The sequence below is a fragment of the Aquariibacter albus genome, from assembly GCF_014145335.1.
Lineage (GTDB): Bacteria > Pseudomonadota > Gammaproteobacteria > Burkholderiales > Burkholderiaceae_C > Aquariibacter > Aquariibacter albus.
On the sequence record NZ_JACIVI010000001.1, the window covers coordinates 162,329 to 177,752 of the forward strand.

The following is a 15,424-nucleotide window of genomic DNA, read 5'->3' on the forward strand; positions in this document are numbered from 1 at the left end:
CGAATGTCGTATTCCGCCCTGCGCAGGCCGGCCGGACAGTGCGTCCCGTTCCCCTGCCTTCCCCTGCCCACGATCCCCAGGAGCTTGTCCATGAAGACTTCGATCCCGGCCCGCCTGCGCCCGCTGGCGCAGGCGCTGCTGCCCCTCGGCCTGGCCCTGTCCGCTCTGCCTGCCGCCCACGCCGGCGCCACCTTCAAGATCGACGAGAACAACTCGATCTCGATCGGCGGCGGCCTGCGCGTGAGCTACAGCTCGGTCGAGGATGGCGCGCCCAGCGGCACCAGCCGCAGCAACGACTTCACGATGGAGAGCGCGCGCCTCTACATGAGCGCCCGCATCCAGAAAGTCTTCGGCGTGACCTTCAACCTCAATGGCTCCGAGGACGAGGTGAAGGTGCTCGACGCCTATGCGCAGTACGAGCCCTCGCCGCTCTTCAACGTCTGGATGGGCCGCATGCTGCCGCCCACCGACCGCGCCAACCTCGACGGCCCCTACTACCTCTCGGCCTGGGACTATCCGGGCCTGGTCTCGTCCTACCCGGCGCTGTTCGCCGGTCGCGACAACGGCGTGACCGTCTGGGGCAAGCCGCTCGACGGCAAGCTGACCTATGCCTTCGGTCTCTTCCAGGGCCACAACCGCAAGCTCGGCCTGTCCAACGAGGATGCCAAGCTGCTGTTCGCCGGCCGCGTGGCCTACGCCTTCCTCGACGCCGAGCCGGCCCCGGCCTACTACACCGCCAGCACCTACTACGGCGCGAAGGACATCTTCACCGTCGGCCTGGCCATGCTGCAGCAGAGCCAAGGCGTCGGCACCGCCGGCAACAAGGACGACTACCTGGGCTACAACGTCGACGTGCTGTTCGAGAAGAACCTCGGCCCGGGCGTGCTGACCCTCGAAGGCGCGGCCTACAAGTACGACTTCAAGAACGTGGACGTGCCGGCCGCTTCGGGCAATGTCGGTGGCCTGGCCCCCGGCAAGGCCTATCTGGCCGGTGCGGCCTGGCTCTTCCCGCAGGCCATCGGCCCGGGCAAGTTCCAGCCCTTCGTGCGCTACCAGCGCAGCAGCCCGGATGGCCCGAACAACGAGGTCAAGGCCTACGACCTCGGCCTGAACTACGTGATCGCCGGCCACAACGCCCGCCTCTCGGCCGTCTACACCAACACCGAGAGCGACCTCACCGGCACCAAGATCGACAAGTTCCTGCTCGGCGCTCAGTTCCAGTACTGAGCCCGGCCCGGCCTCCGGCCCCCTGCGGCCGGCGCGGTTTCCCTTTCATGCGCTGCGAGTGATTCGGCGGAGCGGCCCTCGCAGGCCCTCCGCCGTCTTTTTTCGGCGGCGGAGGGCCGCCCGCCCCGGCCTGCGCAGGATCGGAACTTGCACACTCTGCCGCCATGTCCACCCTGCCGCCCCCCGCCCAGCTGCCTGCCGCCCAGCGCATCTTCAAGATCCGCCGCGACTACAACACCTGGGTGGCCGACGAGACGCTGGAGGACTACGCCCTGCGCTACACGGCCAAGGGCGGCCGGCGCTGGTCCAGCTGGCGGGTGGCCAACACCGCCTCGGGCGCGATGTCCTTCCTGGTGCTGGAAGCCATCGGCGCGGCCCTGGCCCTGACCCACGGCTTCTGGAACACGCTGTGGGCCATCCTCAGCGTCGGCCTGGTGATCTTCGCGACCGGCCTGCCGATCTGCGTCTATGCCGCCCGCCACGGCCTGGACATGGACCTGCTGACCCGCGGCGCCGGCTTCGGCTACCTGGGCTCGACGATCACCTCGCTGATCTACGCCAGCTTCACCTTCATCTTCTTCGCGCTGGAGGGCGTGGTGCTGGCCCGGGCGATCGAGCTGGCCACCGGCCTGCCGCTGGGCTGGGCCTATCTATTGAGCTCGCTGGCCATCATCCCGCTGGTCACGCGCGGCATCACCCTCATCAGCCGCGTGCAGTGGCTCACCCTGCCGGCCTGGCTGCTGCTGTGGCTGCTGCCCTTCGTGCTGCTGGCCTGGCAGTCGCCCGGGGCCTATGCCGACTTCGCGGCCGCGGTGCGCTCGCCGCAGCAGCCGGGCTTCGATCCGCTGCTCTTCGGCACGGCGGCGGCGGTGCTGTTCGCGCTGGTCATGCAGATCGGCGAACAGGTCGACTTCCTGCGTTTCCTGCCCGAGCCCACCCCCGCCAAGCGCTGGCGCTGGTGGGGCGCGCTGATCGTCGCCGGCCCGGGCTGGATCGTGCCCGGCGCGCTGAAGATGGTCGGCGGCGCCTTCCTGGCCCATCTGGCCATGCAGGCCGGCGTGGCGGCCGACAAGGCCATCGAGCCGACCCGGATGTACCTGGCCGCCTACACCCAGGTGCTGGGTCCGGGGGGCTGGGCGCTTGCGGCCACGGTGCTGTTCGTGGTGCTCAGCCAGGTCAAGATCAACATGACCAATGCCTATGCCGGTTCGCTGGCCTGGAGCAACTTCTTCGCGCGGCTCACGCACAGCCATCCGGGCCGGGTGGTGTGGGTGGTGTTCAATGTGCTGGTCGCGGTGCTGGTGATGGCACTGGGCGTGTTCGAGGCGCTGGAGCGCGTGCTCGGCCTCTACGCCAACCTCGCCATCGCCTGGGTCGGCGCCCTGGTGGCGGACCTGGTGATCAACAAGCCGCTGGGCCTGTCGCCACCGGGCATCGAGTTCAAGCGGGCCCATCTGCATGCGATCAACCCGGTCGGTGTCGGCTCCACCGCGCTGGCGGCGGCGGTGGCGATCGCGGCCTACCTGGGCGCCTTCGGTCCGCTGGCCGCGGCCTTCGCGCCCTTCCTGGCCCTGCTGCTGGCCCTGCTGTTCAGCCCCCTGATCGCCTGGGCCACGCGCGGGCGCTGGTACATCGCCCGCAGCGCCGAGCGCGCCCCCCGCTATGCCTGCGCCTGCGTGCTGTGCGAGAAGACCTACGAGCCCGAGGACATGGCCCACTGCCCGGCCTACGGCGGCGCGATCTGCTCGCTCTGCTGCACCCTGGACGCGCGCTGCCACGACCGCTGCAAGGCCCCGCCGGGCGAACCCGGCCCGCAGGCCCAGCAGGGCCTGCTGAGCCGGCGGGTGCGCGACTGGGCCGTGCTCTACGGCGGGCTGATGCTGTTTGCCGCCGCCTTGCTGGCCCTGGTCTGGACGCAGGAGGCGCTGATCGGCGGGGCCGCGCAGGAGGTCGAGCGCCTGCTGCGCGAGACCCTGCTCCAGACCGGCATGCTCTTCGCCGTGGCCCTGGCCGTGGGGGCGTGGTGGATCGTGCTGGAGAAGGAAAGCCGTGCCGTGGCGCACGAGGAGTCCAACCGCCAGACCGCCTTGCTCATGCGCGAGATCGAGGCCCACCGCGCGACCGACGCCAAGCTGCAGGCCGCCAAGGAGCAGGCCGAGTCCGCCAACCTGGCCAAGACCCGCTACGTGACCGGCATGACGCATGAGCTGCGCACGCCGCTCAACGGCATCCTCGGCTATGCCCAGATCCTGCAGCGCGACGCCGACCTGGCGCCGCGCCGCCGCGAGGCGGTGGACGTGATCCGCCGCAGCGGCGAGCACCTGCTGCAGCTCGTCGACGGCCTGCTGGACCTGGCCCGCATCGAGGCCGGCAAGCTCAAGCTCGAACAGGCCGAGGTGGCCTTTCCTGACTTCCTCGCGCAGATCGTCAAGCTCATCGGCGTGGAGGCGCGGGCCAAGGGCCTGGCCTTCCACTTTGAAATCGAAGGGCGGCTGCCGGCGGTCGTCTCCACCGACGCCAAGCGCCTGCGCCAGGTGCTCATCAACTTGCTGGCCAATGCGGTGAAGTTCACCGACCGCGGCGAGGTGCGGCTGCGCGTGGCCTGGGGCCGCGAGATCGCGCGCTTCGAGGTGATCGACACCGGCATCGGCATTCCGGCGGCCGACCTGGAGCGCATCTTCCTGCCCTTCGAACGCAGCGCACCCGGCCGCAGCCGGGCCAGCGCCGGCACCGGCCTGGGCCTGACCATCACCCACCTGCTGACCGAGCTGATGGGCGGCGAGCTGACGGTCGAGAGCCGGCCCGGCGAGGGCAGCACCTTCCGCGTGCGCACCTACCTGCGCGAGGTGACGAATCCGCGCCAGCAGCCCTCCACCGGCCAGGAGGTGATCGGCTACGCCGGCCGCCGTCGCAGCCTGCTGGTCGTCGACGACCAGCCCATGCAGCGCCACCTGCTGGCCGGCCTGCTGGCCCCCCTGGGCTTCCAGGTGCAGGAGGCCGCCAGCGGCCCCGAGGCCCTGGCCGTCGTCGAGACCCTGGCGCCCGATGCCGTGCTGATGGACGTGGAGATGCCCGAGATGAACGGCTGGGAGACCTGCCGCGCCCTGCGGGCCCTGAACCTGCCGGTGCAGCCCCCGGTCATCATGGTCTCGGCCAACATCTTTGCCGATGTCGACGCGCTCAAGGCCTGGGCCGGCTGCCAGGGCTTCATCGACAAGCCCGTGCTGGAATCGGAGCTGCTGGCCCTGCTCGGCCGCCAGCTCGACCTGGAATGGCAGCTGCGCAGCCACGAGCCCGAGCCGCCGCCCGCCGACCCGGCGATTCGCCCGCCCGGGGGCGGCTGGGTCCGCCCCGGCCCGGCCGAGCGCAGCACCCTGGCCGAGCTGGGCCGCATCGGCCATGTGATGGCCATCCGCCGCAAGCTCGACGAGCTGGAACGCCACGACCCCGCCCTGGCCCCTTTCATCCAGTGGCTGCGCGAACCCCTGCGCAGCTTCGACCTCGACACCTACCTGGCCCGTGTGCAGTCCGACACCGAACGCCCGCCCTCCCTCCAAGATGACCCCGCCGCTGGATGAGCGCGCGGCCACCGTGCTGGTGGTCGACGACGTGCCCGATTCCCTGGCCTTCCTCGTCGAGGCGCTCGACGAGGCCGGCTTCACCGTGCTGGTCGCGCTCGACGGTCCCTCGGCGCTGGAGCGCCTGGCGCGGGTCGAGGTCGATGCCATCCTGCTCGACGCCATGCTGCCCGGCATGGACGGCTTCGAGGTCTGCCGCCGGCTGAAATCGCAGCCGGCGCATGCCGCCATCCCGGTGGTCTTCATGACCGGGCTGACCGAGACCGAGCACATCGTCGAGGGCTTCCGCGCCGGCGGCATCGACTACGTGACCAAGCCGGTGCGGCCCGAGGAGCTGATCGCCCGCCTGCGCACCCACACCCGCAACGCCGCGGCCATCCGCCAGGCGCGCGACGCGCTGGACCTGGCCGGCCAGGCCGTGCTGGTCGTCGATGCCGAGGGTCGACTGCCCTGGCGTTCGCCGCGCGCGGCCGAGTGGCTGGCCGACTTCTTTCCCGAGGCCGGCGAGGCCCTGCCCGAAGCCCTGGCCCGCTGGCTGGCCGCGCCGCTGCCGCCCGGCCTGGCACCCGAGGACGCGCCGCCGCTGCAGCTGCAGCGCGGCATGCAGGGCCTGCGCGTGCGCCGCGTCGGCCACCATGGCGAGGGGGAGCGCCTGCTGCTGCTGGAACGCGGCCCGCGGCTTGCCGCCACCGACACGCCGGCTGCCGAGGCGGCAGCGTCCGGGCCCCAGGCCGCCGGCGGCGACCCGCGCCTGCGCCGCGCCGCGCTGACGCCGCGCGAGACCGAAGTCCTCTACTGGGTCGCCCGCGGCAAGACCAACCGCGACATCGCCGAGATCTGCGGCATGAAGCCGCGCACCGTCACCAAGCACCTCGAACACATCTTCGAGAAGCTCGGGGTCGAGACCCGCTCGGCCGCCGCGGTGCTGGCCTCGGCCGGGCTCTAGCCGGCCGCCGGGCGGCTCAGCCGGCGTCGGCTGCGGCGGCCGCGTAGACGCCCTGGTTCTCGTGCGGGAAAGGCTGGTCCGGCAGCGGCTGGCCGAGGAAGGCGCAGAGCGCGTCCCAGGAGGCTTCCTCCTCCCAGCAGACCTCCAGCAGGCGATGGGGCTGCTCGGCGAAGAAGGCGCGCACCCGCGCGTTGTGCGTGTCGTGGAGGGCGTCCACCGGCACGCCGGGCAGCAGGCGTTCGAAGAAGCGGCGGCCCAGCTCGCGCGCGGCCTCCGGGCTGTGGGCGCCGTGGTTGAGCGCGCTGCGCACCCAGGCCGCGCCGTCCTTGCGCCGCGTCAGGATGAAGCGCGCCTGCGGATGGCGCTGCGCGAGCTGCTCGTAGACCGCGAACCAGGGCGAGTCCTCCAGCGCCTCGTAGCAGTCGGCCGCGGCCAGCACGCCCTCCACATCGCCGTCGATCAGGCGCAGGGTGTGTTCCAGCGAGTAGCTGCAGCGGCGGCCCAGACCGAGGATCTCGAAACAGGTGCCGAGCGTCGTCGTGCCCGTCTTGCTCAGGCCGATGCCGAAGACGCGCGGATGCCCGGCGGGCAGCGGGGCCTCGACGGCGGCGGTCGGCTCAGGCGCTTGCACGGCAGCCTGCGGTGCAGACGCTGGCTCCGGGAGGGGGGATGCGGGGCGGAACAGGCGCTGCAGCAGGGACTTCAGGAGGGACACGGCAGGGGCTCGCTTCCAGCAGGCAGGGGATGGGGGGCGGCGTCGGGACCGGGGCGGGGCTCAGCGCCCCGCCGTCGGCGGCCGGTCCAGCAGGGCCAGCACCCGCGCGACACAGACGTCCACCGTCTCCTCGTCGGTGCGCAGGTGCAGTTCGGGAGTGGTCGGCGGCTCATAGCGTGAGCCGATGCCGGTGAAGCTGGCCAGGGTGCCGGCACGCGCCTTGGCATACAGGCGCTTCGGGTCGCGCGCCTCGGCCACCGCCAGCGGCACGTCCACGAAGACCTCCAGGAATTCACCCGGCGCGAAGCGGTCGCGGGCCAGCGCCCGGTCGGCGCGGAAGGGCGAGATCAGCGCGGTCAGCACGATCAGGCCGGCGTCGACCATCAGCCGCGCCACCTCGGCCACCCGGCGGATCTGTTCCTTGCGGTCGGCCTCCGAGAAGCCCAGGTCGCGGCTCAGGCCGCCGCGCAGGTGGTCGCCGTCGAGCAGGTAGCTGATCCGGCCCTGGCGGTGCAGGCGCTCGCAGACGGCATTCGCGATCGTGCTCTTGCCCGCACCCGACAGACCGGTCAGCCACAGCACCCGCGGCGTCTGCCCGAGCAGCGCGGCCCGGTCCTGCCGGCTGACGGACAGGGCTTGCGCGTGCAGCTCGCCCCCGCCGTCGCCCGGACGCTGGTCCGGGCCGGGAGCCGGTGTCGATGTCGCCATGCAGGCACCTAGGGGGGTTGGACTTCCGCGCGGGGCGCGACCGGCCCGGCAGGGGCCGGGCGGGCTGCATGGTACGGGCAGGCCTTACTCGATGTTCTGCACCTGTTCCCGCATCTGCTCGATCGCGACCTTCATCTCCACCGAGATCTGGGTCAGCTCCAGTGCAGCGGACTTGGAGCCCAGGGTGTTGGCCTCGCGGTGCAGTTCCTGGATCAGGAAGTCCAGGCGCTTGCCCAGCTCGCCGCCCTTCTTCAGCAGGCGCTCGATCTCGTCGAGGTGGGCATTCAGGCGGCCGAGCTCCTCGGCCACGTCGATGCGGATGGCATAGGACGCAGCCTCGGTCAGCGCACGGTCGCGCAGGGTGTCGGCGGGGATGCTGCCGCCGCCGTCGGCGGCGGCCAGGGCGTCCTGCCAGCGTTCGAGGAAGCGTTGCTGCTGGCGCGCGACCACCTGGGGCAGCAGGGGGCCGGCCTCGGCGGCCAGCTCGCGCAGGCGCGCGATGCGCGATTGCAGGATCTCGACGAGCTTGGCCCCTTCGCGCGCCCGGGCGTCCACCAGGCCGTCGAGGGCCGTACGGGCCAGGGCCAGCACCTGATCGTCGCTGCGCACGGCGCTGCCGCCGCCGCGGCACCAGTTCAGCACTTCATGCACGCTGAGGGGGGCGGCCTGGGGCAGCCAGTTGCGCACGCTGCCTTCGAGCCGCGCCAGCGCGGCGAGCTGCTCCATCTGCGGCTGCGGCCAGGCGGTCTCGCTGCCCTCGCGGGTGGCGATGCGCAGCTCGACCTTGCCGCGCTTGAGCCGGCCGACGAGGAGTTCGCGCAGCGCCGGTTCCAGGCCGCGCAATTCGTCGGGCAGACGGAAGGCGAGGTCGAGGAAACGGCTGTTGACGGCACGGATGTCGACGGCCAGTCCGCTGCCGGCACGGGGGGCCGGAGCGGGGTCCGGGACGCTCGGGGCGGACGCGTCGGCCAGGGCCTGGGCGTAGCCGGTCATGCTGTAGACTGGCATGGATTTATCGCATTGCAAAATCCGATTATGGCAAAGCCGAAGCCCGCGCCCCTGCCGGCCGGCACCGTGGTCGGGGGTTATCAGGTCCTGCGCAAGCTGGCCTCGGGCGGTTTCGGCGTGGTCTACCTGGCCGAGGACGGCGAGGGTCGCCGCGTGGCCATCAAGGAATACCTGCCCGCCTCGCTGGCCGAGCGGGAACCCGGCGAGCTGCTGCCGCGGGTGCGGCCCGACAAGCAGGCGCTCTACCGCCTGGGCCTGAAGAGCTTCTTCGAGGAAGGCCGCGCGCTGGCGCAGATCAGCCACCCCAGCGTGGTCGCGGTGCTGAACTTCCTGCGCGAGAACGAGACGGTCTACATGGTGATGAATCACCTGCAGGGCGACACGCTGCAGGAGTTCATCGTCACGGCCCGCGAGCTCAAGCGCGACAAGGTCTTCCGCGAAAGCTCGATCCGCAGCCTCTTCGACGAGATCCTGCGCGGCCTGCGCATCGTCCATCAGCACAAGATGCTGCACCTGGACATCAAGCCGGCCAACATCTTCATCACTGAGGACAACAAGGCCGTGCTGCTCGACTTCGGTGCCGCACGCGAGGTGCTGAGCAAGGAAGGGCCCTTCATCCGTCCGATGTACACCCCGGGCTTCGCCTCGCCGGAGATGTACAAGCGCGACGGCGCGCTCGGCCCCTGGACCGATCTGTACGCCATCGGCGCCTGCCTCTATGCCTGCATGCACGGCACCCCGCCGCCGGACGCGCCGCAGCGCCTGGACAAGGACCGCCTCGGCCTCTCCCTGTCGCGCATGCGCAATGTCTATTCGGACAATCTCATCGAGGTGATCGAGTGGTGCATGGCGCTCGATCCCCTGTCCCGCCCGCAGAGCGTGTTCGCGCTGCAGAAGGAACTGACCCGCGAGACCGAGCGCCGCTACACCCGGCTCAGCTTCACCGAACGGCTGAAGCTGCAGATCGAGAGCCTGCGCTCGGGCTCGCTGTCCTGAAGGTCCGCACGTGCCCCACCGGTTCGACCCCGTCCAGATCAGCCACCGCGGCGGACGCCGCCGCAACGAAGACCGTGTCGGCCATGCCCGCCGGGGCGAGGCCACCCTGATGCTGCTGGCCGACGGCATGGGCGGGCATCCCGACGGCGACGTGGCGGCCCAGCTGGCGCTGCAGACCCTGGACCTGCTCTTCGCCCGCGCCGCGCAGCCGCGCATCGCCGCACCGGCCAGCTTCCTCGCCGAGGCGGTCCACACCGCGCACCGGCAGCTGGTCGAGCATGCCCGCCTGCAGGCCCTGGACGACACGCCGCGCACCACCCTGGTCGCCTGTCTCGTGCAGGAGGACGAAGCCTGGTGGGCGCACTGCGGCGACTCGCGCATCTACCTGCTGCGTGACGGCCACCTCCTGGCGCGCACCCGCGACCACAGCTACGCCGAGATGCCGCCCGAGGCCGCCGAGCACCTGGCCGACTGGGCGCAGATGAACCGCCACGTGCTCTTCACCTGCCTGGGCAGCCCGACGCCGCCACGGGTCGACGTGGCCGGCCCGCTGCCGCTGCAGGCCGGTGATTGCCTCATGCTGTGCTCCGACGGACTCTGGGGCAATCTGGACGAGGACCTGCTGGTCGCCGCGCTGAGCGACAGCCTGCCCGAGGATGCGCTGCCCGCCCTGGCCGAGGCGGCGCTCGACGCCGGCGGCCCGCGCTGCGACAACGTCAGTGCGCTGGCCCTGCGCTGGCCCGGCCCCGACGCGGCGGGCCTCCCCCTGCCCGAGGGCTCCACCATCGAGCACCGGCTCAAGGCGCCGCCCCTGCCGGGCGATTGATCGGCCGGCTGCGGGGCATGCGACCATGCGGCCCCTTCCGCGACCGCCCCGCCGCCCCATGCGCCCCCAGAACCGCCCCGCCGACGCGCTGCGTCCCGTCCGCCTCAGCCGCCACTACACCCGCCATGCCGAAGGCTCGGTGCTGGTCGGCTTCGGCGACACCCAGGTGCTCTGCACCGCCTCGGTCGAGGACCGCGTGCCGCCGCACAAGCGGGGCAGCGGCGAAGGCTGGGTCACGGCCGAGTACGGCATGCTGCCGCGCGCCACCCACACCCGCGGCGACCGCGAGGCCGCGCGCGGCAAGCAGAGCGGCCGCACCCAGGAGATCCAGCGCCTGATCGGCCGTTCGCTGCGCGCCGTCGTCGACCTCAAGGCCCTGGGCGAGCGCACCATCACCCTGGACTGCGACGTGCTGCAGGCCGACGGCGGCACCCGCACCGCCGCCATCACCGGCGCCTGGCTGGCGATGGCCGAGGCCGTGCAGGGCCTGATCGACGCCGGCAAGCTGGCCGTCAACCCGATCCGCGACCACGTGGCCGCGATCAGCGTCGGCCTGCTGGAGGGCGAGGCCCGACTCGACCTGGAGTACGTCGAGGACAGCGCCTGCGACACCGACATGAACGTCGTCATGACCGGCGCAGGCCACTACGTGGAGGTGCAGGGCACGGCCGAAGGCGTCGCTTTCAGCCGCGCCGAGATGGACCGCCTGCTGCAACTGGCCGAGCAGGGCATCGCGGAACTGGTCCGCCTGCAGAAGACCGCGCTGGCCGCACCCCGGCCCGAGGTGGGCATCACGGCCGGGCTCGGACGATGAGCCTGCGCCTGGTCCTGGCGTCCAACAACGCCAAGAAGTTGGGCGAGCTGCAGGGCCTGTTGGCCGAGCTGCCGCTGAACCTCGTCCCGCAGGGCAGCCTGGGCATCGCCGAGGCCGAGGAGCCGCACCGCAGCTTCCTCGAGAACGCGCTGGCCAAGGCCCGCCACGCCGCCCGTGCGGCCGGCGGCGCGGCCCTGGCCGACGATTCCGGCCTCTGCGTCGACGCCCTGGGCGGCCAGCCCGGCGTCGACTCGGCCGTCTACGCCCCCCTGCCGCCCGCCGACTTCGCCGACCGCGAAACCCGCCGCGCCGCCCAGGACGCCGCCAACAACGCCCGCTTGCTGGCTGCGATGCAGGGCCAGGCAAACCGGCGCGCCGCCTTCGTCTGTGTGCTGGTGGCCGTGCGCCATGCGGACGACCCGCTGCCCCTCGTCGCCACCGGCTGCTGGGCCGGCGAGCTGCTGCAGGCCCCGCGCGGCCAGGGCGGCTTCGGCTACGACCCGCTGCTGTGGATCCCCTCCGAAGCCGCCGCCGTGGCCGAGCTGCCGGCCGCCCGTAAGGCCGCACTCAGCCATCGCGGCGCGGCCGCGCGAGCGCTGCTCGCCCAGCTGCGCGAGGTCTGGGCCCTCGGGGCCTGAGCGGCATCGACCGATCTCACGCCCTGAGCCTGTGCCATGGACCCCCGCCCGCTCACCCTGCACCGCGACCCCGGCGCGCTCCGCCTGCCCGCGCCGCCCACGCTGGCCGTCTACGTGCACCTGCCCTGGTGCCTGAAGAAGTGCCCCTACTGCGACTTCAACTCCCACGCCACGCCGGGGGGTGAGGCGCTGCCCGAGGCCGCCTACCTCGCCGCCCTGCGTGCCGACCTGGAAGCCGCGCTGCCCCTGGTCTGGGGCCGCAACGTCCACAGCGTCTTCATCGGCGGAGGCACGCCCAGCCTGTTCAGCCCGGCCGCCATCGGCACGCTGGTCGACATGCTGCGCAGCCTGCTGCGTCTGGCACCCGGCGCCGAAATCACGCTCGAAGCCAACCCCGGCACCTTCGAGCGCGATCGCTTCCAGGGCTATGCCGACGCCGGCGTCACCCGCCTGTCGGTCGGCGTGCAGAGCTTCGACGACGCCCAGCTGCGCACCCTGGGTCGCGTGCACGATGCCGCCCAGGCCCGCGCCGCGCTGGAGGAGGCCGCCCGCGCCTTCCGCACCTGGAACCTGGACCTGATGTATGCCCTGCCGGGCCAGACGCTGGAGGCGCTCGACCGCGAACTCGACCAGGCCCTGGCCTTCGCCCCGCCGCACCTCAGCGTCTATCACCTGACGATGGAGCCCAACACCGTCTTCGGCCGCCGCCCCCCCGCGGGCCTGCCCGACGACGACCTGGCCAGTGCCCTGCTCGACCGCCTGATCGAACGCACCGCGGCCGCCGGCCTGACCCGCTACGAAGTCTCGGCTTTCGCCCGCGAGGGCCACCGCTGCGTGCACAACCAGAACTACTGGCAGTTCGGCGACTACCTGGGGATCGGCGCCGGCGCGCACAGCAAGCTCAGCTTCGCCGAACGCGTCATCCGCCAGGTCCGCTGGCGCGAGCCGGCTCGCTACCTGGCCGAAGCCCCGGCCGGCCGCGCCGTGTCGAACGAGCACGAGATCGACCCGAAGGACCTGCCCTTCGAGTTCATGATGAACGCGCTGCGCCTGAAAGACGGCCTGCCGCTCAACCTCTTCGCCGAACGCACCGGCCTGCCCCTGGGCGCCATTCTGTCGACCCTCGACGCCGCGCAGCAGCGCGGCCTGCTGGCGCTGAAACTCGGCGCCGAAGGCTGGATTCAGCCCACGGCCAAGGGCTTTGACTTTCTGAATGAGTTGGTGGGGATGTTTCTGCCGGATTGATCTTGGCCCGGCAGCCAGTCCCGCCCTGCGCAACTGGCCTCCCCAACAGGAATCGAACCTGTATCTGAGCCTTAGGAGGGCCCCGTTCTATCCATTGAACTACAGGGAGGCGTGACGCGGCCGGATTGTGCCCGAGGGGCGCAAGGGCCTCAGCGGGGCAGCAGGCGCAGCATCTGGCCGGGCTCGGTGTCGGGCCAGAGCATGACGGTCTGGCCCTGGGCCCAGCGGGGCTGGAAGTCGCGGTAGCCGGGGCTGAAGACGAGGCCGCTCTGACCGCTGGGGTGGATGACGCGTGAGCGTCGCGGGTCGCCGACGTCCATCAGCAGGCGCAGGCTGGCAGCGTGTTCGGTCTGGTAGGGCAGCATGGCGTCGGCCGGGCCGCTGGCCAGCCAGACGCGGGTGGCGTCGAGGGTGTAGGTGTCGCCGCCGACGGGGGTCTGCAGCTCGAAGTGGCGGCGCAGCAGGCCGACTTTGCTGAAGGGCCGGTGTTCGGCCCGCGCCAGGTGGGCGCGCGACCAACGCCAGGTGGCGGGTTCGTGGCCCTGCAGCCGTTCCAGTTCGTCCAGCGCGGCACCGAAGGCACGGTCGATCTGGTCGCTGCAGCTTTCGTGCTGCGGGGTGCCCATGTCGTCGCACCACCAGCTGTCGTTGCGTTGCAGCACGCCCAGCAGGGCGTCGTGGAAGCTGCGCTGCGTGAGTTCGCGTTCGTAGCGTTCGGCGCCGATCTGGTCGGCGAAGAGGCCGCGGCCCAGGTGCCGGACCCAGGCCCAGAAGATGAGCGGCTCGGCGGCGTCGCCCGCCATGTGACCGTCCCAGCCAGCCAGCAGGGCCTGGGCCTGGGCCGCCAGCGGATGGGGGCTGCGTGCGCTGCGCAGGCGGTCGAGCAGCGCGACGGCGAACAGGGAGTGCTGGTCGCGCTGCATCGCGGCGAAGCTGTCCAGGTCGTGCATCGGCCGGCTGGCCAGCAGCTGCTGGATGCGGCGATGGCGGAAGGGCAGGGCCCAGTCGCTGCCGATCTCGTGTGGGTAGCCGGGGCCGTGGACGCGCTGGTTCGCGCTGGCCAGCCAGCCGCGGCGCGGATCGAGTTCACGCGGGGTCTCGGCGGGCGGCAGGAAGCCGGCCCAGTCGTAGCGGGTGTCCCAGCCCGGGGCCGGCACGCGGCCGCGCAGGTCGTTGTCGGCCTTGCGCAGCGGCACGCGGCCGACGCTGATCTGGGCGATGCGGCGCCGGTCGGCCACGATGACGTTCTGCATCGGGGCGACGTAGCTGCTGCCGGCGGCGATGAATTCGTCGACGGTGCGTGCGCGGTTGAAGCCCAGTCCGGCGGCGACGGTGCCGGTGTCGGGATCCAGCGCGGTCCAGCGCAGGGCCAGCGCGTAGCCGGGTGCATCGGGCCGTGGCGGGTGGGTGCCGGTCAGGCCGAGGGTGGCCGGGCCTTCGGCGTCGGAGATCACCGGCCCGTGGCGGCTGCGGCGGGCGATGAACTCGACCTCGTCCTCGCCGCGCACGGCGATGCGCTCGCGGAAGGTCTCGAAGGTGGCCCAGCTGTCGGGCCCTTCGCCACTTCGGTAGCGCTGCGGGTTCGTCGGGTCGAGCTGTTCGACGTAGAGGTCCTGCACGTCCGGGAAGGTGTTGGTGAAGGACCAGGCCAGGTGTTCGTTCTGCCCCAGCACCACCATGGGCAGGCCCGGCAGGGTGGCCCCGGCCACGCGCAGGCCCGGGGCCTCGAGCCGGGCCAAGTACCAGAGGGCCGGGGTGCTCAGGCGCAGGTGGGGGTCGTTGGCCACCAGGGGGAAGCCGGTGCTGCTGTGGCTGCCGGCGACGGCCCAGTTGTTCGAGCCGCGGCCTTCGACGCCGCCATGGCTCAGCGGGTCCCAGAAGGCCGAGCCCGCAGCGGCTGGCATGCTGGCCGCCGGCGCGGGGCGGCCGGTGCCGGCGATCTTCAGGCGGGTGTAGAGCTCGCCGTAGTCGCGCAGCTGCGGGGCCCGCTCGCCGTCGTAGGCCGGCAGCAGCTCGTCGATGCGCGAGGCTGGCAGGAAGAGGCCCAGCCGCAGCCGCAGCAGCTCGGTGCGCCAGTTGCCGCCGAGGTCCCAGGCCATGATGATCGACCAGGCCAGGCTGTCCACCGGGGTCCAGGGCTCGGGCTGCAGGCCGAGCAGCAGGAATTCGGGGGGCCGGGCGCGCAGATGCTCGCCGACGTAGGCGTTCACGCCCGCGCTGTAGGCTTCCAGCGCGCGGCGGGTGAGCGGATCGGCCTTGGCCCACTGCTCCTGCGCGGCGCGCCGCACGCCGAGCGCGCGCAGGAACTTGTCGTTGCCCAGGGCTTCGCGGCCGAACAGCTCGGCCAGGCGGCCGGCGCCGATGCGGCGGTGCAGCTCCAGCTGCCAGAGCCGGTCCTGCGCATGGGCGAAGCCGAGGCCGAACCAGGCGTCCTCGGCGGCCCCGGCCCGGATGGTGGGGATGCCGTGGGCGTCGCGCTCGATCGACAGCCGCGACAGCGGCCCCCGCACGCTGATCTCGCCCGTGCGCTGGGGCTGCGCGCGCAGGGTGTAGGCCCAAAGCACGGCGGCCAGCAGGCCGGCCAGCAGCAGCAGGGCGAGGAGGATTCGGCGCAGCAGGACCATCGGCAGCACATCGGGCGGGACACGGGCCGGCGGCTCACCCCGGCCGCGGCATGGACGCCGCAGTCTGGCCCGTGCCGCCGGCCCGACGGCCCCGGGCAA

General features: G+C 72.2%; 12 protein-coding genes and 1 tRNA gene. 8 read left to right on the forward strand and 5 right to left on the reverse strand.

Features of this window, described 5'->3' with window-relative positions:
- The first annotated feature begins 90 nt into the window (after positions 1 to 90).
- The 3 genes from H4F90_RS00810 to H4F90_RS00820 all read left to right on the forward strand — a co-directional run bounded on the left by H4F90_RS00810 (position 91) and on the right by H4F90_RS00820 (position 5,751).
- Entirely contained in the window at positions 91 to 1,227 is a 1,137-nt protein-coding gene (locus tag H4F90_RS00810; RefSeq protein ID WP_182660546.1) for a porin, read from the forward strand.
- 164 nt (positions 1,228 to 1,391) lie between these two features.
- The gene (locus H4F90_RS00815) at positions 1,392 to 4,805 is read left to right on the forward strand and encodes a hybrid sensor histidine kinase/response regulator (protein WP_182660548.1); all 3,414 of its coding nucleotides are present in this window, start codon (positions 1,392 to 1,394) and stop codon (positions 4,803 to 4,805) included.
- A complete protein-coding gene (locus H4F90_RS00820) occupies positions 4,786 to 5,751 on the forward strand; it encodes a response regulator (RefSeq protein ID WP_182660549.1) in 966 nt (321 codons plus the stop codon). The genes H4F90_RS00815 and H4F90_RS00820 overlap by 20 nt, the downstream gene beginning before the upstream one ends.
- Positions 5,752 to 5,767: 16 nt before the next feature.
- On the opposite strand, the gene H4F90_RS00825 is transcribed toward H4F90_RS00820, so the two are convergent.
- The 3 genes from H4F90_RS00825 to H4F90_RS00835 form a co-directional block, all read right to left on the reverse strand.
- Positions 5,768 to 6,466, reverse strand: a complete 699-nt coding sequence (locus H4F90_RS00825) for a sulfotransferase family protein (RefSeq protein ID WP_182660551.1) — start codon at positions 6,464 to 6,466, stop codon at positions 5,768 to 5,770.
- A 60-nt stretch (positions 6,467 to 6,526) separates the two neighbouring features.
- Positions 6,527 to 7,174, reverse strand: coding sequence for an adenylyl-sulfate kinase (gene cysC / locus H4F90_RS00830; RefSeq protein WP_182660553.1), 648 nt, complete (start codon positions 7,172 to 7,174; stop codon positions 6,527 to 6,529).
- An 84-nt stretch (positions 7,175 to 7,258) separates the two neighbouring features.
- On the reverse strand, positions 7,259 to 8,182 hold the full coding sequence (locus H4F90_RS00835; RefSeq protein ID WP_182660555.1) for a YicC/YloC family endoribonuclease: 924 nt from the start codon (positions 8,180 to 8,182) through the stop codon (positions 7,259 to 7,261).
- 27 nt (positions 8,183 to 8,209) lie between these two features.
- Here H4F90_RS00835 and H4F90_RS00840 point away from each other — a divergent pair, with 27 nt between their 5' ends.
- Genes H4F90_RS00840 through hemW form a run of 5 tightly spaced genes read left to right on the forward strand, consistent with a single transcriptional unit; the run spans position 8,210 to position 12,701 of the window.
- The gene (locus tag H4F90_RS00840) at positions 8,210 to 9,178 is read left to right on the forward strand and encodes a serine/threonine protein kinase (RefSeq protein WP_182660557.1); all 969 of its coding nucleotides are present in this window, start codon (positions 8,210 to 8,212) and stop codon (positions 9,176 to 9,178) included.
- Between the two features lie 10 nt (positions 9,179 to 9,188).
- On the forward strand, positions 9,189 to 10,004 hold the full coding sequence (locus tag H4F90_RS00845; protein WP_182660559.1) for a PP2C family protein-serine/threonine phosphatase: 816 nt from the start codon (positions 9,189 to 9,191) through the stop codon (positions 10,002 to 10,004).
- 58 nt (positions 10,005 to 10,062) lie between these two features.
- The gene (gene rph, locus H4F90_RS00850) at positions 10,063 to 10,818 is read left to right on the forward strand and encodes a ribonuclease PH (protein WP_182660561.1); all 756 of its coding nucleotides are present in this window, start codon (positions 10,063 to 10,065) and stop codon (positions 10,816 to 10,818) included.
- A gap of 2 nt (positions 10,819 to 10,820) precedes the next feature.
- Positions 10,821 to 11,456, forward strand: coding sequence for a non-canonical purine NTP pyrophosphatase (locus tag H4F90_RS00855; protein WP_182662933.1), 636 nt, complete (start codon positions 10,821 to 10,823; stop codon positions 11,454 to 11,456).
- A 36-nt stretch (positions 11,457 to 11,492) separates the two neighbouring features.
- Positions 11,493 to 12,701: a radical SAM family heme chaperone HemW gene (hemW, locus tag H4F90_RS00860; protein WP_182660563.1), complete on the forward strand. Its 1,209-nt coding sequence runs from the start codon at positions 11,493 to 11,495 to the stop codon at positions 12,699 to 12,701.
- Between the two features lie 34 nt (positions 12,702 to 12,735).
- Here hemW and H4F90_RS00865 read toward each other — a convergent pair.
- Positions 12,736 to 12,810 (reverse strand) — tRNA-Arg (locus H4F90_RS00865).
- Between the two features lie 40 nt (positions 12,811 to 12,850).
- Positions 12,851 to 15,325 carry a penicillin acylase family protein gene (locus H4F90_RS00870; RefSeq protein ID WP_182660565.1) on the reverse strand — a complete coding sequence of 825 codons (2,475 nt, stop codon included), beginning with the start codon at positions 15,323 to 15,325 and terminating at the stop codon, positions 12,851 to 12,853.
- Positions 15,326 to 15,424 lie beyond the last annotated feature (99 nt).